Source organism: Bacillus sp. Nf3 (genome assembly GCF_003028545.1).
GTDB lineage: Bacteria > Bacillota > Bacilli > Bacillales > Bacillaceae > Bacillus > Bacillus safensis.
In genome coordinates, this window is the sequence record NZ_PYUA01000001.1 from 404,170 (window position 1) to 420,207 (window position 16,038).

General features: G+C 43.0%; 16 protein-coding genes. 2 read left to right on the forward strand and 14 right to left on the reverse strand.

Features of this window, described 5'->3' with window-relative positions; genetic code table 11:
* Window positions 1–12: 12 nt before the first annotated feature.
* From chrA to alsS, 5 genes are all read right to left on the reverse strand, one after another.
* The gene (chrA, locus tag C9414_RS02045) at window positions 13–552 is read right to left on the reverse strand and encodes a chromate efflux transporter ChrA (RefSeq protein ID WP_483295685.1); all 540 of its coding nucleotides are present in this window, start codon (window positions 550–552) and stop codon (window positions 13–15) included.
* Window positions 549–1,130, reverse strand: a complete 582-nt coding sequence (gene chrB / locus C9414_RS02050; RefSeq protein ID WP_107162958.1) for a chromate efflux transporter ChrB — start codon at window positions 1,128–1,130, stop codon at window positions 549–551. Before chrB ends, chrA begins: the two co-directional genes overlap by 4 nt.
* Before the next feature lie 16 nt (window positions 1,131–1,146).
* Window positions 1,147–1,623 (reverse strand): chromate efflux transcriptional regulator ChrS, encoded by a 477-nt coding sequence (gene chrS, locus C9414_RS02055; protein WP_047202607.1) that lies wholly within the window; start codon window positions 1,621–1,623, stop codon window positions 1,147–1,149.
* Window positions 1,624–1,774: 151 nt separating this feature from the next.
* The gene (budA, locus tag C9414_RS02060; RefSeq protein ID WP_039181998.1) at window positions 1,775–2,545 is read right to left on the reverse strand and encodes an acetolactate decarboxylase; all 771 of its coding nucleotides are present in this window, start codon (window positions 2,543–2,545) and stop codon (window positions 1,775–1,777) included.
* A gap of 35 nt (window positions 2,546–2,580) precedes the next feature.
* The gene (alsS, locus tag C9414_RS02065; RefSeq protein WP_106025536.1) at window positions 2,581–4,281 is read right to left on the reverse strand and encodes an acetolactate synthase AlsS; all 1,701 of its coding nucleotides are present in this window, start codon (window positions 4,279–4,281) and stop codon (window positions 2,581–2,583) included.
* A gap of 150 nt (window positions 4,282–4,431) precedes the next feature.
* Between alsS and alsR the strand changes: the two genes are divergently transcribed.
* Complete coding sequence (gene alsR / locus C9414_RS02070) at window positions 4,432–5,319, forward strand: acetoin biosynthesis transcriptional regulator AlsR (protein ID WP_039181993.1); 888 nt, start codon at window positions 4,432–4,434, stop codon at window positions 5,317–5,319.
* Between the two features lie 74 nt (window positions 5,320–5,393).
* Window positions 5,394–5,996 carry a flavin reductase family protein gene (locus C9414_RS02075; protein ID WP_390273496.1) on the forward strand — a complete coding sequence of 201 codons (603 nt, stop codon included), beginning with the start codon at window positions 5,394–5,396 and terminating at the stop codon, window positions 5,994–5,996.
* A gap of 35 nt (window positions 5,997–6,031) precedes the next feature.
* On the opposite strand, the gene rbsB is transcribed toward C9414_RS02075, so the two are convergent.
* The 9 genes from rbsB to C9414_RS02120 all read right to left on the reverse strand — a co-directional run bounded on the left by rbsB (window position 6,032) and on the right by C9414_RS02120 (window position 15,483).
* Window positions 6,032–6,949, reverse strand: a complete 918-nt coding sequence (rbsB, locus tag C9414_RS02080) for a ribose ABC transporter substrate-binding protein RbsB (protein ID WP_039181987.1) — start codon at window positions 6,947–6,949, stop codon at window positions 6,032–6,034.
* Window positions 6,950–6,962: 13 nt separating this feature from the next.
* Window positions 6,963–7,916, reverse strand: coding sequence for a ribose ABC transporter permease RbsC (gene rbsC / locus C9414_RS02085; RefSeq protein WP_024423678.1), 954 nt, complete (start codon window positions 7,914–7,916; stop codon window positions 6,963–6,965).
* 1 nt (window position 7,917) lies between these two features.
* Window positions 7,918–9,399: a sugar ABC transporter ATP-binding protein gene (locus tag C9414_RS02090; RefSeq protein ID WP_047202517.1), complete on the reverse strand. Its 1,482-nt coding sequence runs from the start codon at window positions 9,397–9,399 to the stop codon at window positions 7,918–7,920.
* A 15-nt stretch (window positions 9,400–9,414) separates the two neighbouring features.
* On the reverse strand, window positions 9,415–9,807 hold the full coding sequence (gene rbsD / locus C9414_RS02095) for a D-ribose pyranase (RefSeq protein WP_039181978.1): 393 nt from the start codon (window positions 9,805–9,807) through the stop codon (window positions 9,415–9,417).
* Window positions 9,804–10,682: a ribokinase gene (gene rbsK, locus C9414_RS02100; RefSeq protein ID WP_047202516.1), complete on the reverse strand. Its 879-nt coding sequence runs from the start codon at window positions 10,680–10,682 to the stop codon at window positions 9,804–9,806. The genes rbsD and rbsK overlap by 4 nt, the downstream gene beginning before the upstream one ends.
* The gene (locus tag C9414_RS02105) at window positions 10,679–11,665 is read right to left on the reverse strand and encodes a LacI family DNA-binding transcriptional regulator (RefSeq protein ID WP_047202515.1); all 987 of its coding nucleotides are present in this window, start codon (window positions 11,663–11,665) and stop codon (window positions 10,679–10,681) included. The genes rbsK and C9414_RS02105 overlap by 4 nt, the downstream gene beginning before the upstream one ends.
* 117 nt (window positions 11,666–11,782) lie before the next feature.
* On the reverse strand, window positions 11,783–12,925 hold the full coding sequence (locus C9414_RS02110) for a Ger(x)C family spore germination protein (protein ID WP_107162960.1): 1,143 nt from the start codon (window positions 12,923–12,925) through the stop codon (window positions 11,783–11,785).
* Window positions 12,915–14,012, reverse strand: coding sequence for a GerAB/ArcD/ProY family transporter (locus tag C9414_RS02115; protein WP_047202513.1), 1,098 nt, complete (start codon window positions 14,010–14,012; stop codon window positions 12,915–12,917). Before C9414_RS02115 ends, C9414_RS02110 begins: the two co-directional genes overlap by 11 nt.
* Window positions 14,002–15,483: a spore germination protein gene (locus tag C9414_RS02120; protein WP_107162961.1), complete on the reverse strand. Its 1,482-nt coding sequence runs from the start codon at window positions 15,481–15,483 to the stop codon at window positions 14,002–14,004. The genes C9414_RS02115 and C9414_RS02120 overlap by 11 nt, the downstream gene beginning before the upstream one ends.
* Window positions 15,484–16,038 lie beyond the last annotated feature (555 nt).

Below are 16,038 nucleotides of genomic sequence, written 5' to 3' on the forward strand. Positions count from 1 at the left end.
TGTTATCGGTTTTTATGAATGCGGCAGAATGAATCCACCATATAAAAATGCAGCCACAATAAGAAAGGCAGGGTGCAGCTTGAATTTGGTCATCAAGAAAAAGGAGATCGCGGCAATGGCGAGAGATTGTGTCCAGCCGATGGCTTTCACTGCATCTCCGCCGATTTCCCATGTTAGTAAAAGCATCATCATCGCAATGACAGGCTGTACGGATAAGGTCATGCCTTTTACGACGGGAGATTGGCGAAAACGGTCAATGAGATTGAGCAATAAAATGAGTCCGGCAGCGGAAGGCAGGACAGTTGCAAGCAATGCCACGATAAAACCTGGCCAGCCCATGACGTCATAGCCGACATATGCTGCAATCTTCGTAGCGATTGGCCCCGGCAGTGCATTGGCTAAAGCCAGCATATTGGAAAATCCTTCGTTCGTCATCCAATGAAAATGATTGACGATTTCTTCATAATTGAGCGGAATGGATGCAGGGCCTCCGCCATATCCTAATAGATTAGATAAAAAGAATGCCCAGAATAAAAAGAGAATCAGTATCATGAAGACACTCCTTTCTCTTTATTTGGCCGATGCCAGCGATTTTTCAGTTTAAAATGGAAAGCGCCATAAAATAAAAAGATCATCACAATGATTCCTGGATGAATGGAGAGCACTTGCAGCCCGACAAAGGCAAGAAGGAATAGAGTGATCCCGAAGATCATGCCGAAGCCTTTCAGCGTTTTTTGTCCAAACTCATATGCCATGATGCCTAACAGAACGGCAATGACAGGGGTCACAGCACCAATCATATTTTGAATGATTTGTGAGGAGCTTAAGACGCTGACAAGTGTGACAAGGGCTACCATAGCGAGACATGTCGGTAAAATATGTGCAGCTGTTGCGACAATTGCGCCAGATACGCCCTTTAATCGATAGCCGAGGTATGCTGACATTTTGGTTGCGATCGGGCCTGGTAATGCATTGGCGATGGCGAGTGTTTCTCCGAATTCGTCATCGTTGACCCATTGATATTTCACCACCGCTTCATGGCGAATAAGCGGTATCACGGAAGGGCCTCCGCCAAAACCGAGAATCCCGGTTCGCACCATAGCGATAATGAGTTCGATATATGATTGCAAGTGGTTCAACTCCTGTCTACAATTTCATACCCATACGGCTTTTGTATCGTTTAATGAGCATTTGGCAGTCCACACTGACGACACCTTCTAGCGGGTATAGTTTTTTTGTCAGAAATGTCTCCATTTCCTGTTCATGTTGAAAAATGCCATGCATATGCAGCTTGCTTGGTCCTGTCATATGATAAAGACTTGTGACAGCTGTTTCCTGTTCAAGCTGAAGGGCAACCGCTTCTAAAAATTTCGGCTCTACCTCTACATTAAAGAAGACAGAGACATGAATGCCAACCTTGGCAGGGTTAATTACAGCAGTGAATCGTTCAATGACCCCTGCTTCAACGAGCTGCTGAATGCGGGCTTGTACGGCAACACGTGACAGACCGACCTGTTTGCCGAGATCTGTATAAGACATGCGCCCATCCTCGTGTAATAGGGATAAAATTTGTTTATCTCTTTCGTCTAATGTTAAGTTCGGAATGCTATAGTCTTTTGACACCATATAACCACCTTTCTTCTGTTAATATTCTATCATATTTTATTACGTATAGAATGGTTGAGTTATCATTTGCTATCGAAACGAAAACGTTACGGACAAAAAAACATCTTTATGCATAAAAAACACCCCGAGCTCATCGGGGTGTCTTCATTTATTGATCCGGGCTGCTTTCTGCACTGGCAATTTGCTGTGCAAGGTCAGCTCGATCAATGTCTGCTTGGAAGAATTCCTGCGTATTCGGCAGGTGTAAATTCATATGACGTTTTTGAGATATGCGGATGGTGACTTGATCAACGGTGTAATCAAATACGTGTCCGCCAACACTTCGATCTTCATCAATAAAATGAAGGTGATATCCACTTACCGCAATGCCGTGTGCGTACTGCGGTGTACGGAAGCCTGCGATCGTACCTTGAATATCCTCGAAGTCGAAAATAGGCTGAGACTTGACTGCTTCTACCATCGGAACGTAAGGTTTTTCCTGTTTTTCAACCGTACGTGTTTGAACCTTTTTGAATGATCCATCAATGCGGACTGCATAAAAGATATTTTTACTTGGTAAAATGCGGTCAATTTCTTCTTCCAGTTCTTTGGACGTCATTGGTGCATCAATTCGATGAACGATATCTGTTTCAAAGAAAGCTAGAGAGCAGAATGGTGAATAATCTTGATCGGTGACTGGTGTCGCTGTTCCATCCGAGCGCAGCCGGTAGAATGCACCGTCAAAGCCGATCAGCTCCCCATCTAATTGATTAAATGTACCGATGCCGAAATCACCGTGTTCAGGAATTTGCGCGAGGGAGAAATCTCCATCATATACGGCTTCAAGCAAGGAGGTCATCGTCGATACTTGATAGACCTCTTGCTGTTTGTCATGCTGTCTTGTGTCATTCTGTTGATTCATTGGGTGCATCATACCCATATCCGCTCACTCCTTTAATGTAATGTATCGAAGTCTTATCTGACGTTCGCTGTGTGTTTTTTGCGATAGACTTCTGGCCATTTTTGACTGGCGAGGTCAGGGTTATCTTGATAGTCAATCGGAATATCAATGATCACGGGTCCTTCTATGTTTATACCCTTTTGAAGGACGGTTGAAAGCTCCTCAGGTGAGTTGACCCGTAATCCAGTCGCTCCAAAGCTTTCCGCATATTTCACTAAATCGATCTGACCGAATTCAACGCAGGATGTACGGTCATATTTCATTTCCTGCTGGAACGCAACCATGTCGTATGTGCTGTCGTTCCAAACAAGGTGAACGAGGTTTGTCTTCTTGCGGACAGCTGTTTCTAACTCCATTGCGGAGAAAAGAAAACCGCCATCACCCGAAACCGAAATAATCTTTTCATCTGGATTCAATATAGAAGCCGCAATTGCCCATGGTAATGCGACGCCTAATGTTTGCATGCCGTTACTCACCAAGAATGAGTTCGGTTCATAGACGCGGAAGTGACGGGACATCCAAATCGCGTGAGATCCGATATCACACGTGACCTTTGTGTCATCAGGAATCAGACGTCTCAATGTATGAATGACATCCAGCGGGTGAGATCGATGACTTTCTCTTTCTGGTGCCTTTTCAATGTCGCTTAATAGCTCCTGTAATTCAGTGACTAATTCTATGTTCTCTTTGCATAGAGAAAGAGGAACACTGTCATGCGCTAGATGTTTGACGGTTTCAGAAATATTGCCTACAAGTTCAAGCGCTGGCTCATAAAAATGGTCAATATCTGCCTGCATGTCATCAACATGGATGATCTGGCGCTGCTGCGGCTGAAGATTCCAATGCTTCGGATCATATTCGATTGGATCAAATCCAATGGTCAAAAGGACATCTGCTTGTTCAATGAGAAGGTCACCCGGCTGATTACGGAATAAGCCGATTCTGCCTACATATTGAGACTCGAGCTCTCTTGAGAGAACGCCGGCTCCTTGGTACGTTTCAACAAATGGGATACCAAGTGTTTTTAATAATGCTCTTGTGGCATTTGCAGCAGCTGGACGACTGGCTTTCATTCCCACAATCGCAATAGGTAAGTGTGCATTTTGAATTTTGGCGATAGCCGAACTGATGAGAGCATCCGGTGCAGGACCTAATTCTGGAGAAGGGTGAGCAGACACTGCTGTTTGTGTGGTGTGTTCTGTCACGACATCTTGAGGAAAGCTGATAAATGCTGCTCCAGCTTGCCCTTTTTGTGCCGCGCGAAAAGCATTTGTTAATGCTTCTGGTATATTATGAACGTCTTGTACTTCAACACTATATTTGGTGACTGGTTTGAATAATGCCGCATTGTCGAGTGATTGATGTGTTCGTTTCAGACGATCTGCACGAATGACGTTTCCAGCGATTGCGACAACGGGATCACCTTCTGTATTGGCTGTTAATAGACCTGTTGCTAAATTAGATGCACCAGGACCTGATGTGACGAGACAAACACCTGGTTTGCCGGTTAAACGTCCGACAGCAGCTGCCATAAAGGCTGCATTTTGTTCGTGTCTGCATAAGACAAGCTCTGGACCTCTGTCTTTTAATACATCAAATACAGCGTCAATTTTTGCTCCTGGAATCGCAAAAACATGGGTCACACCTTGAGCAATCAGCGTATCGACAATCAACTCTGCTCCTCGTCTTGTTAGGGGTTGTGCTTGAGATTTCATTTACCCCGCACTCCTTTCGGCAAGTAAAATTTTTTATGAAAATATATTTTCATGATATGATTTACTATACATTTCATAAAATAAATTTTCCAATATATGTTTAACGTGGTTTTAATATGTTTCACGAATAAGTGTGTGAGGAGTGAAAGGATGGAACTGAGACATTTGCAGTATTTTGTCACAGTAGCGGAGGAGCTGCATTTTGGCAGAGCAGCCGCACGGTTGAATATGACACAGCCTCCACTTAGTCAGCAAATAAAGCAGTTTGAGGAAGAATTGGGTTTTCCATTATTTCACCGGTCGAAGCGGGTGGTGGAGCTAACAGCAGCTGGAAAGGTCTTTTTGCATGAGATTCGGGGAGTACTGCAACAGCTTGATAAAGCCGTTGATCATGCCCGTCACACAGCAAGAGGAGAGCTGGGGAAAATTATCATAGGTTTTGTTGGAACGGCGACGTATGATATTCTGCCGCCCGTTGTACGTGAATTCAGGGAGCTGTATCCCTCTGTCAGTATTGAATTGCAGCAGCTTTCTGTTCCGCAGCAGCTAGAGGCACTGTTAAATGGTGAGATTGATATCGGTTTTTTACATCCTACAGCGCCGCATGAAGAACTAGTCAGTCGTTTGATGAAGCAAAGTGAATGTATTTTTGCGATTCCAAAAAATCATCGATTGGCTCAACAAGAGACTGTCACGATTGAAGATATCCGTCATGAACCGATTATTTCTTTATCACAGGAATCGTGGCCGTCCCTTTATCAGCACTTTGTCCTGCTATGTGAAAAGTACGGATTTTCTCCAAATATCGTGCAGGAAGCGGCGGAATATCAAATGATCATTGGTCTTGTCACAGCAGGGATCGGTATTGCAGTGATTCCAAAATCAGCCCGGCGTTTATTTAATCTGGATGTTGTTTATCGAGCCATTGAGGGTGAACAGCTTCTGGCGGAATGGACGATTTCCTATAGACGGGAAAATCATAATCCCGCTTTATTTCATCTTGTCCACCATATCCTGCATCGCACCGAGCTAGAATAAGAGGTATAGGGAACGGGTTATGGTATGATGTCGTTACATTAAAAGGAGGCGTACCTGAATTGATTACATTGCAAATGGATCAGCTGTCACGAAAAGAGGCATATAAATTATTATCTGGTTCTATCGTTCCAAGACCGATAGCGTTTATTACAAGTCTATCTAAAGAAAATGTCGTCAATGCCGCACCATTTAGTTTCTTTAATGTCATCAGTGGACACCCGCCGCTCATTGCCGTTTCTATCGGACGACGTGAAGGTCAGATGAAAGATACTGCTCAGCATATTATCGATAGGGAAGAGTTTGTCGTTCATGTGAGTGATGAAGCCATAATAGAAGATATTAATGAAACAGCTGCTACGCTGCCGCAGGAAGAGAGTGAGCTGGATCGAACCGGTCTTCATCAAGTAGAGAGTCATGTCATTTCAGTGCCAGGGATCAAGGAAGCGCGCATTCGTTTTGAATGTCAGCTGGAAAAACATCTCACCTTTCAAAATGATGAAGGGGAGATCACGGTCGATCATATCATTGGCCGGGTTGTATGTGCACATATAGATGAGGGTGTTTATGATGTAGAAAAAGGCTATGTTTCTACTAATGAACTGAAACCAGTCGCGCGACTAGCAGGTAATGATTATGCCCATTTAGGCACGTCATTTGTGCTGAAAAGACCACAGTAATAGAAAAACCCCCGAGTGATGCTCGGGGGTTCTGTTTATTTCTTCTGTTCTAGTTTCAGTGGAGCTGCGATGTTCTTTTGTACTTTTTTCCCTTTTAATACGTCGTTTGCAGCACCGACCGCCAGTTGACCGATCAGCTCTGGCTGCTGCGCAACTGTTGCAGAGAGTTTTCCTGCTTTGATTGAGCTGAGTGCATCTTCGTTCCCGTCAAAACCAACGACGAGAATGTCTTTTCCGGAGCTTTGAATTGCCTCTAGCGCGCCAAGTGCCATTTCATCATTGTGGGCAAAAACGGCTTTGATGTCAGGGTTTCCTTGAAGGAGGTTTTCCATGACATTCAGTCCTTTTGTCCGGTCGAAGTCAGCAGCTTGTTTCGCTGTCACTTTTAGGTCTTTATCTGCTATTTGATGGAATCCTTTTCCGCGCTCACGTGTAGCGGAAGCGCCTGGTACGCCTTCTAATTCAGCGACTTTTGCTCCTTTGCCGAGCTTGTCGATGATAAATTTAGCTGCCATTTCGCCGCCTTTGACGTTATCTGAGGCGACAAGTGCTTCTACCTTTCCACTTTCGGCTGAGCGATCTAATGTGATGACAGGTATATCAGAAGCGTTCGCTGATTCGACAGCGGTTGATATGGCAGATGAATCCGCTGGGTTGATGAGCAATGCGTCGACACCTTGCTGAATTAAATCTTCTACATCACTTGTTTGTTTAGCTGAATCATTTTGTGCATCTGCAATCACGACGTCAATGCCTAGCTTTTTCGCTTCTTTTGTCACACCGTTTTTCAAAGAAACGAAGAATGGGTTATTTAATGTCGAGATTGACAGCCCGATTTTGATGTCTTTTTTCTTGCCATCTTTTGATGACTTGGCCCACTCAGGTGGTTCAAGTGAGCAGGCAGAAAGCATGAACAATGAGAGAGTCAGGATGAGAATAAGATATTTTTTCATAGCAGCTGCCTCCTTAAGCAGATTTCTTTCTGTCTAGCAGGACTGCAATCAAGATGACAATCCCTTTCACAACAGATTGATAGAATGATGAAACACCAAGTAAGTTCATACCATTGTTCAGGACACCGATAATGAGTACCCCGATGAGTGTGCCGACAATTCGTCCTCTTCCGCCGGACAGGCTTGTCCCGCCAAGTACGACGGCAGCAATGGCGTCAAGCTCATAGGACGTACCAGCTGTTGGCTGTGCAGAATTCAGACGAGATGTTAAGATCGCACCTGCTAAGGCAGACATGAAGCCTGCTAACGAATAGATCATAATTTTCACGCGCGGTACTTTGATGCCTGAGATGAGAGCCGCTTTTTCATTCCCACCGATCGCATATGTTCTTCTGCCGAAAGGTGTTTTATGAAGCAGTACCCAAAGTACGATAAAGGTGAGAAGCATCGTGATCGCTGGAACAGGAATGCCTAAGAAATATCCGCGGCCGAATAACTGAAAGGCATAGTTAGAGCCAAGCCCAGTAATCGGGTTTCCATCTGTATAAACGAGTGTCAAACCTCTGAAAATTGTCATCGTCGCAAGCGTTGCGATAAAAGGAGCCATTTTTCCTTTTGTAATTAAAAGACCGTTAATCATCCCGAGAACGGCACCGATGATACAGCCGACGATAATGGCTAAAATCGGGTCCATGCCAGAAACGATAAAGCCGGCAGTCAGGGCACTGGACAGGGCAAGAATAGCACCGACTGATAAATCAATACCTCCAGTTAAAATAACAAACGTCATCCCAAAGGCAATGAGGGCATTAATGGAGATTTGTCTCAGTAAGTTTAAGATGTTTAAAGGCTCTAAAAAGGCCGGGTTTAAAATAGAAACAATGGCGACAAGGATGATGAGTCCTAAGAATGGCCCAAGCTTTTGCATGATGTGGTCAAATCGTCCATTTGAAGTAAGTGGTTTCATGTTACTTCCCTCCTGTAGCTAGTGTCATAATTCGTTCCTGTGTTGCTTCTGTTTTGTCTAATTCTCCGCTGATGGTTCCTTCATGAATGACGAGTACTCGATCGCTCATCCCTAGTATCTCTGGGAGTTCAGAGGAGACCATTAAAATGGCAACGCCTCGATCGGTCAGTTCATTCATTAACTGATAGATTTCTCGTTTCGCTCCGACGTCGACACCTCGTGTCGGTTCATCTAAAATCAAGACCTTTGGCTGTATGCCGATCCATTTGGCGATGACGACTTTTTGCTGATTTCCACCAGACAGGCTTCGGGCAGAAATGTCAGAGGAAGCCGTTTTAATCGTCAGTCGTTTGATGAGCAGGTCGACAAAATCCTGTTCATTTTTCTTATCAATCAGTCCCTTTGGAGAGAAGCTTTTTAAGTTTGGCAGACCGATGTTTTCTCGGATGGATGCATCAAGCATAAGCCCTTCATCCTTGCGATCCTCTGTGATAAAGCCGATACCGAGCTTGACAGCATCACTTGGTTTTTTAATAACAGCCTTTTTTCCGTGAACCCAGATTTCTCCTTGGTCAAGAGGATCAAGGCCAAAGAGTGACCGCATCATTTCGGTCCGGCCAGCCCCCATTAAGCCTGCAACACCGACGATTTCTCCAGCTTTAACTGAGAAACTGATATCTTGAAATTGTCCTTTTTTCGTTGCTTGTTTCACCTCGAGGACAATATCTCCTGTAGAAGGCGTTCGCTCGGGAAATCGATCTGTCAATTCACGGCCGACCATTTTTTTGACGACTTCGTGGAAGTTCGTTTCAGGTATGGCTTTCGTATCGACCGTTTTTCCATCACGCATGATCGTAATCCTGTCACAGATTGCAAAGATTTCCTCCATACGGTGAGAAATATAGACGATGGAAACGCCTTCTTTTTTGAGAGATTCAATGACCTGGAAGAGCTTTTCAATTTCACGTTCCGTTAGAGCTGCTGTCGGTTCATCCATGATGATGACTTTCGCATCGGTCATTAATGCCTTTGCAATCTCAATCATTTGTTTTTGTCCAACAGAACAGCTGCCTGCCTCTTGATCAAGCGAGAGATTCACAGACAATCGGTCCAGTTGCGTTTGGGCGAGGACCTTCATTTTCTTTGTGTCTAGCAGCCCAAGCTTCGTATAGATTTCTTTCCCGATGAATAGGTTCTCCAAGACGGTCATATCCGGCCATATGTTGAGCTCTTGATGAATGAAGGCGATGCCGTGCTGTTCCGCTTCCTTCGGATTTTTGAAAGCGGTTTCTTTTCCGTCGATTTGTATCGTTCCTTGATCTAAAGAATAAAGACCTGTAAGCAGGTTCATTAAAGTTGATTTTCCCGCACCATTTTCACCCATGAGTGCGTGGACTTCGCCTGTGACGAGGTCAAAGGAGACCCCGGAGAGAACGGTGTTTTTCCCAAAAGCCTTATGGATGTTATGCATCTCTATGTTCATATCTGGCTCCTCCTTTTAAAAGATGACACCGGCATGAAGAATGCAGTTTGCGTATGGGGTAGCTTCACCCGTTCGAATGACTGCTTTTGCCTGTTTGGTCATGTCTTTGAACGTCTCGTGGTCTACTTCATGTAATGGTTTTGAGAACGCTTTCTTAAGAAATAAGTGATCTCGTTCATTGGCCTCTTTGATTTCACTAGCCACAGTCATGTTTTCAACAGCCATTTCCTGAAGAAGGAGGGAGGTGACCTCCTGAAAGGACGGTGTGCCGATTGATAATGCTAGATCGATTTTGACTGGACCTTCTGGAATAGGGAGGCCGCAGTCTGCGATGACGATTGTATCTGTATGGCCAAGGTCAGCAAGCACCTTGGCGATATGGCTGTTTAGGATGCCGTTTTTTTTCATTTCTTTTTCTCCAATTCTTCTCTTGTTGGCATGCCGCCTTGTGCGCCGAACTTTGTGACGGACATTGATGCTGCAAGGTTGGCAAAGGCAAGTGCGTCATAGAGGGATTTGCCTTCTGTTAGGGCGACAGCCAAGGCTCCGTTAAAGGTATCGCCAGCTCCTGTTGTATCGACTGCTTCGACAGGTACACCTGGAACTAACACTTCTTTCGATCCATCAAAATATCGAACCCCATTTTTCCCTTCTGTGACTAGTAATTTGTTAGGGTAATGACGCAAGGCATCTTCAATTGGCAGACCATCAAACATAAGAACAGCTTCGTGTTCATTCGGTGTAATGTAAGCAGCCTGATCTAAAACCTGCTGCGATACTTTGCGAGCTGGTGCAGGGTTTAAAATCACAGGTATTTCCTTTTCACTGCAAATGGCGCAGACCGCTTCGACCGTTTTTTCAGGTATTTCCTGCTGGATAAGAACCATCCCGATATCATCAATTGTAGAAAGAGCCTCATTTACATAGTCAGGAGTGACCTCATTATTTGCCCCTTTGACCACGACAATGCTGTTATCACCTTCTGCTAAAATGATATGAGCTGTGCCGCTCTCCATTTCGGTAACCGGTTTCATATATGAGATGCGGACACCTTGTGTTTGTAAATTACTGAGAATTTCCTGACCATAAGCGTCATCACCAACTCGGCCGACCATATATACATCTGCACCAAGTCTGGCACTTGCGACTGCTTGATTGGCCCCTTTTCCGCCTGGGACCGTTTTAAACGATTCGCCTAAAACCGTTTCACCGGCATTTGGCCGTTTATCTGATGTGACGACTAAATCCATTGAACAGCTTCCTACTACAACAATATGACTCATTGTGAATCCACCTTTCTTGTGGTCTCTCGTTCAATAAAAGAGACGGGCATTTGAATAACTGGCTGATCTATCGGTTGTTTCTGAATCGCTTTGATTAACAGCTGTGCCGCTTCTTTCCCCATCTCATAGGCGGGCTGCCTAATGGTCGATAAGGAAGGGAAAAGCAGCTCGCTTTGCGGAATATCATCAAATCCAATGATTTGAACGTCTCCTGGAATGGCTTTTCCGATACGAAGCGTTTCATGGATGACCGCTGTTGCGACGATGTCATTGCTGGCAATGATCCCATCTGTTTCAGGGTACAGCTGGAAGAGGGCTTTGGCGCTTTTTCGGGCTTCTTGAAAGGAAAAGGAAGCATTAGACATCACATGAAAGTCGACACCTGTATCCGTGAGAACATCGAGTGCGCCCTTGAATCGCTGCCGAGCTGTTTGCAGATGGGCAGGTCCTTTTAGCAGTGTGATCTGCCGGCTGCCGCGTCTAATTAATTCCATCGCGGCCATTTTCCCGCCAGCTGCAGCATCTGCAAAAACAGAAGGTGCATGTGGAACGGTTCGATCTAAAAACACAACAGGTAAATCATCATCATTGTATATATCTGATTCAGGTTCATTTGTGACTGCGATGACACCGACCACTTGATTTTGTTTAAAGGTTTGTAAGTAGGCCAGTTCCTTCTCTCGATTCTCATCACTGTTCCCGAATAATAATCGAAAACCGTGCGCATGAATCTCATCCTCAACACCTCTAGCCAGCTGAGGAAAGAAGGGGTTTGTGATATCAGGCAAGATTAAGCCGATTAGGCGTGATTCTCTTTTGAAAAGGGATCTAGCCACTTCATTGGGAAAGTAGTTCAACTCCTGCATCGCTTGTGTCACGCGGGTTTTCGTATCTGAATGGACATATCCAGTATCATTGAGAACGCGTGAAACAGTGGCAACAGATACTTGTGCAGCTTTTGCAACATCTTTAATGGTAGCCAATGGAGAGCCTCCCTTCATGAATGTGTAACCGTTTACACACATAGATTATCATGAAAGAATCAAAATGACAATCTAAAAAAAATAAAAAAAGAAAAGAAAGATGACTTCTTCCTTTTCTTAACTAATAATACCTGTTTGTGTAATGTTCACTTTCACTTTTGGAATGATTTTCACCTTCGGATAATCGGTGACCCAGTTCATTTTCATATACTCATCATAGTGTCTTACCCGATATTTTCTGCCAAGGCTGAGAACGTCAGAATTCGCTTCTTGCAGGGCGGCAATAACTTTTTCAGCGTCTTTTGTGAAGATAGCTGATAGCCTTTTATTTAACATTTCAATTTTTTTATCTGTATCTAAATTGTCTTTCGGGTATTCAAGAACAGAGGTGTTGAATTCAAACTCAAGAGAGAAGGTTAAGTTTCGGTGATCAGGATTGACGATTTTAATGTCTCTCTTTGAATCGGTTACTTGAACGGTGATGTAATTGTTCTCTTTTAATTTCATATCACTTCTTACTTTTTTCGTGAAGTTTGCAAAACTGCCCATTTTTCCATCCATAATGGTGAGCAGAATGGCATCTTGGGCATAGAGTTCACCTTTCTTTTTCTCATTATCAAATAAGGCAACTCCCCTCACACTCGTTAGCTTTTTTGACTTATCATAGTAGAGTAATGGCAGTGTGAAGTCCTCACCGGTTTGCAGCATTTTTGAGCGGACATTTTGGATGTTCTTAGGTGAAACTTGTGAGGAGCGTGCTGCAGAAGTGATCAAGTTGTTTAAATAGTCGCTTACAATGAGTTTTTCCTTGAGCAGAGAATTGATTAAGTCCACACAGCTCCCGCCTTGCACCACTGCCAAGTTTGCGAGCAAAGGGCTTTTCGGATCGCGGTAAAACATATCTAAGTAAGGAAGCAGCCGGTTTTGGGCAAATTCATCACCGATCAGCAGCACACGCATTTTCGACATATCAATTTTTTGGTCTACACTCCGGCTAAAGTTGCTTCTTGCTTTTCTTAAAGTTGGCGCATCAGTTGTGAGAACAGTGGTTAAATAGCTGCCAGAATTTCCTTGCTGCATACTTTGAGACTGCTGCACCTTTCGATAGGTAATCGAATATCTCGCATTGTCATCCTCTCCTTGATCAACAGCTGAAGTTAAAACGAGAGAGATGTCTTTTAATAGGTTTTGATCCCAGCAGCCAGGCATGAGAATGAGGGAAACACACATAAGCAGTGTCAACATGTATTTATGACGCATGTGATTTCACCTTCTTTTTACGATGTTTGATCAAGATAATAACGGCCATAATGATCGGAAGTGTGTAAATAAATGAATATTGTGCAACGGTGGTAAAGTCATTAAATCTCTGAATTCTAAAGTTATCAGTTGAAAGAAAACAGCTGACAGCATAAATCAAAATGGCGAAATAGTAGACATATTTTTTATGACTTTTTTTCTTCAGCATACTCGACACACCATTTGCACAAAAGTACAGATAATTACTCAGTGTCGCTAGAATGACAAAGACCCAAAAGCTTAGAAAAATTAAATCCGTCCGCTCAATAACTCCGAACGTAATGGTTTTTAATAGATACAAAACAGGATTTGGAATCACATCAAGCTCAGCCGGGCTGAAAAACATAAAACAAATTATAGTAATAAATAGGTAATAAAGTGTTGTGCATATATTTGAAATGGTCATTACTTTATATCGTTCCTTAATGGTGCCCTTCATTAGTGGAGAGATGATCAAAATCATCTCAAATCCATTCAATGACAACACAACGTCCTTCAATCCAAGCTGAAATTGAGAGATATCCGTTTGGAAAAAAGGAAGGAGGTAATCAATGTTGGTTCCTTTCAACGCATAGAACATCAATAAAGAGAGCATGAGTAAAAAGGGAGTTAAGATAAAGTTGAACCTGACAATGGCTGTAATTTGCTCCTTTGCGATATAGATAATGCATATCATCAGTAAAAGGTTAATGACCCAGTTTGGTGTGAGCGGGAGCACCCATATACCAAGAATCCTTGTGAATATAGAAAGGACAACAATACAAACCGAGGCAAAATATACCGTATAGAGCACGACCAAGGCGCGTCCAATCCATTTTCCAAAGACCTCAATCAGTGCTTGGAAAAATGACGTTTCTGGATACTTGTAAATGATATAAAGAAAAATGGTATTGATGATCTGGATAAAAAAACACGCGACAATTATCGCCATCCAGCCATCGTGTCCCATGTCTTTCATCAGTAAATGGGGGAGCGCTAAAATTCCAACACCAATTTGAGATTGGATAATAAAAAAAACAGCTTGAGGTGGAGATATTTTATTTTTCATCTTTCTTTTTCCACCCTCTCAGTTGTTCAATTTGTTTACTCTTCTGCGGATTTAAATAAACAGGTCGGTTCTTGTACATCCACATTGGGAGTCGAATCACCGTATCCTTTAAGTCCTGCCAGTTAAATGGAGCAACAGGTGATAAATATGGTACCCCTAGTGATTCTAAACGGCATAAATTCATGAGCATAATGGCGAGCCCAAATGAAATGCCAATAAATCCAAACATTGATGCCATAAACATGAGCGGGAAACGAAGCATCCTGATGGTGGCTGTCATTTCAAATGACGGAAGTACAAACGAAGCGACAGCCGTCACAGCAACTACAATGACTAGGACATTCGAGATAAGTCCTGCTTGTACCACCGCATCCCCAATGACCAAACCACCTACGATCCCAATCGTTTGACCGATTGGTTTAGGGAGACGCACCCCGGCTTCACGTATAAGTTCAATCGTGATCTCCATCAGCATGGCCTCTATCAATGGAGGAAAGGGAATTCCGATGATAGAGTTCTTCATCGTAATGGCTAGTTCATCTGGGACAACCTCATAATGAAACGCAATAACAGCAATATAAAAAGATGGCAATATAACTGCGATGAAGCAGGCGAGATAACGCAAAATGCGAATAAACGTAGCAGGAATCCAGCGGCTGTTATAATCATCTGGTGACTGAAAGAAGCTAAAGAATGTGATAGGCAGAATGATGGCCATTGGACTGCCATCCATGAGTAAGACTATCCTGCCTTCAAGGATCGCAGATCTCACCTTATCCGGTCGTTCTGTATCAATCAGCTGCGGGAAAATAGAAAATGAATCATCCTCAATTGCCTCAACGATAGAGCCAGGACTTAACAGTGTGTCTACTTTAATAGAAGAAATCCGTCTGTTGACCTCTTCGACCTTTTCTTGATTGGCAATATCAGATATATAAACCGTCGCAAGCTTTGTTTCCGATTTTGTACCGATATTATGATATTGAATGGCGAGCTTCCGATCATTTAAATGGGAACGCAGTAAGTAGATATTGGTATCAAGACTTTCCACAAATCCATCATGTGCGCCTGCGATAATACTTTCAGAAGAAGGTTCAGAAATAGAGCGCAGCGGAGGCTGTCCAACAGCAAATAGCTTAATTTGTGAGGAGTTTTCATCCAGAAAGGCAATACTTCCTGCAATAATACTGTCTGTGATCAGCGTCAAGTCGCCTGTTTCAAGTGTGCTAAGAGATTTTGTATAATCCTGCTTTCCAGGAGAGCCTAACAAGTTGCCGATTATGAAATCATTTAGTTTTCCTTCATCTATTCTTGTTTTAATAAAAAGCAGCGCAGATTTCGTCTCATTCACCATTAATTCTCGGTATTCAAAATCACCGCTTTGCTGAAATGTTTTTTTCAGGATCCGGATTTTTTCCTCGAAGCTGCCTGATAAAAAATGCAGGCGTGTTTGCTCATTGGTGTTTGGCATCTTTAGCCTCCTCTCACAGATTTTTTAACCATAGTGTAAGCGAAGATGCGAATTTTATTCGTCACCTTGGGGGAAAGCATGACATGACCTGACAACTTTCAACTAAATTCATATTAAAAATGTTAAGAAATGATGAATCTTGATAAAAACAAATGAATAATGTTTCATTGTTTAGGTCATAAGGTGCGAATCTCGTAAAGAGAAGGTACACCTAAATGATCAAGGTTTTACATCTTATCCCAATTTTTCGTGACCTAAAAATAAGCAGATGACTTGATTTTTTTAGAGGTGACCTTTGTCATAGGTCAACACACAGCAATCTGACCAATGAGAATGACTTTCTAACCTGTTCGTTCAAAAATATAAAACATTCCAAAACACGCACTATTTATTTAAAGCGCTGATATGACTGGTGTTATAGAGAATAAAAGGCTTTAAAACATTGATTCAAAATACATCTTAATAATTGTCGAAAAATTTAGGGAGAAAAGGACAAAAGATTTTCGGATCATTGATGTTAACGCTTTCTCTTGAATTCAGCAGAAATTCAGGCTG

Bases quoted from the DNA above. Each gene is read 5' to 3' on its own strand.
- C9414_RS02120 (WP_107162961.1), bottom strand. From the start codon at position 15,483: ATGCCAAACACCAATGAGCAAACACGCCTGCATTTTTTATCAGGCAGC.
- alsR (WP_039181993.1), top strand. From the start codon at position 4,432: ATGGAACTGAGACATTTGCAGTATTTTGTCACAGTAGCGGAGGAGCTG.
- rbsD (WP_039181978.1), bottom strand. From the start codon at position 9,807: ATGAAAAAAAACGGCATCCTAAACAGCCATATCGCCAAGGTGCTTGCT.
- chrA (WP_483295685.1), bottom strand. From the start codon at position 552: ATGATACTGATTCTCTTTTTATTCTGGGCATTCTTTTTATCTAATCTA.
- budA (WP_039181998.1), bottom strand. From the start codon at position 2,545: ATGGGTATGATGCACCCAATGAATCAACAGAATGACACAAGACAGCAT.
- rbsC (WP_024423678.1), bottom strand. From the start codon at position 7,916: ATGAAACCACTTACTTCAAATGGACGATTTGACCACATCATGCAAAAG.
- C9414_RS02090 (WP_047202517.1), bottom strand. From the start codon at position 9,399: ATGAACATAGAGATGCATAACATCCATAAGGCTTTTGGGAAAAACACC.
- alsS (WP_106025536.1), bottom strand. From the start codon at position 4,281: ATGAAATCTCAAGCACAACCCCTAACAAGACGAGGAGCAGAGTTGATT.
- C9414_RS02115 (WP_047202513.1), bottom strand. From the start codon at position 14,012: ATGAAAAATAAAATATCTCCACCTCAAGCTGTTTTTTTTATTATCCAA.
- C9414_RS02110 (WP_107162960.1), bottom strand. From the start codon at position 12,925: ATGCGTCATAAATACATGTTGACACTGCTTATGTGTGTTTCCCTCATT.
- rbsK (WP_047202516.1), bottom strand. From the start codon at position 10,682: ATGAGTCATATTGTTGTAGTAGGAAGCTGTTCAATGGATTTAGTCGTC.
- C9414_RS02075 (WP_390273496.1), top strand. From the start codon at position 5,394: ATGGATCAGCTGTCACGAAAAGAGGCATATAAATTATTATCTGGTTCT.
- rbsB (WP_039181987.1), bottom strand. From the start codon at position 6,949: ATGAAAAAATATCTTATTCTCATCCTGACTCTCTCATTGTTCATGCTT.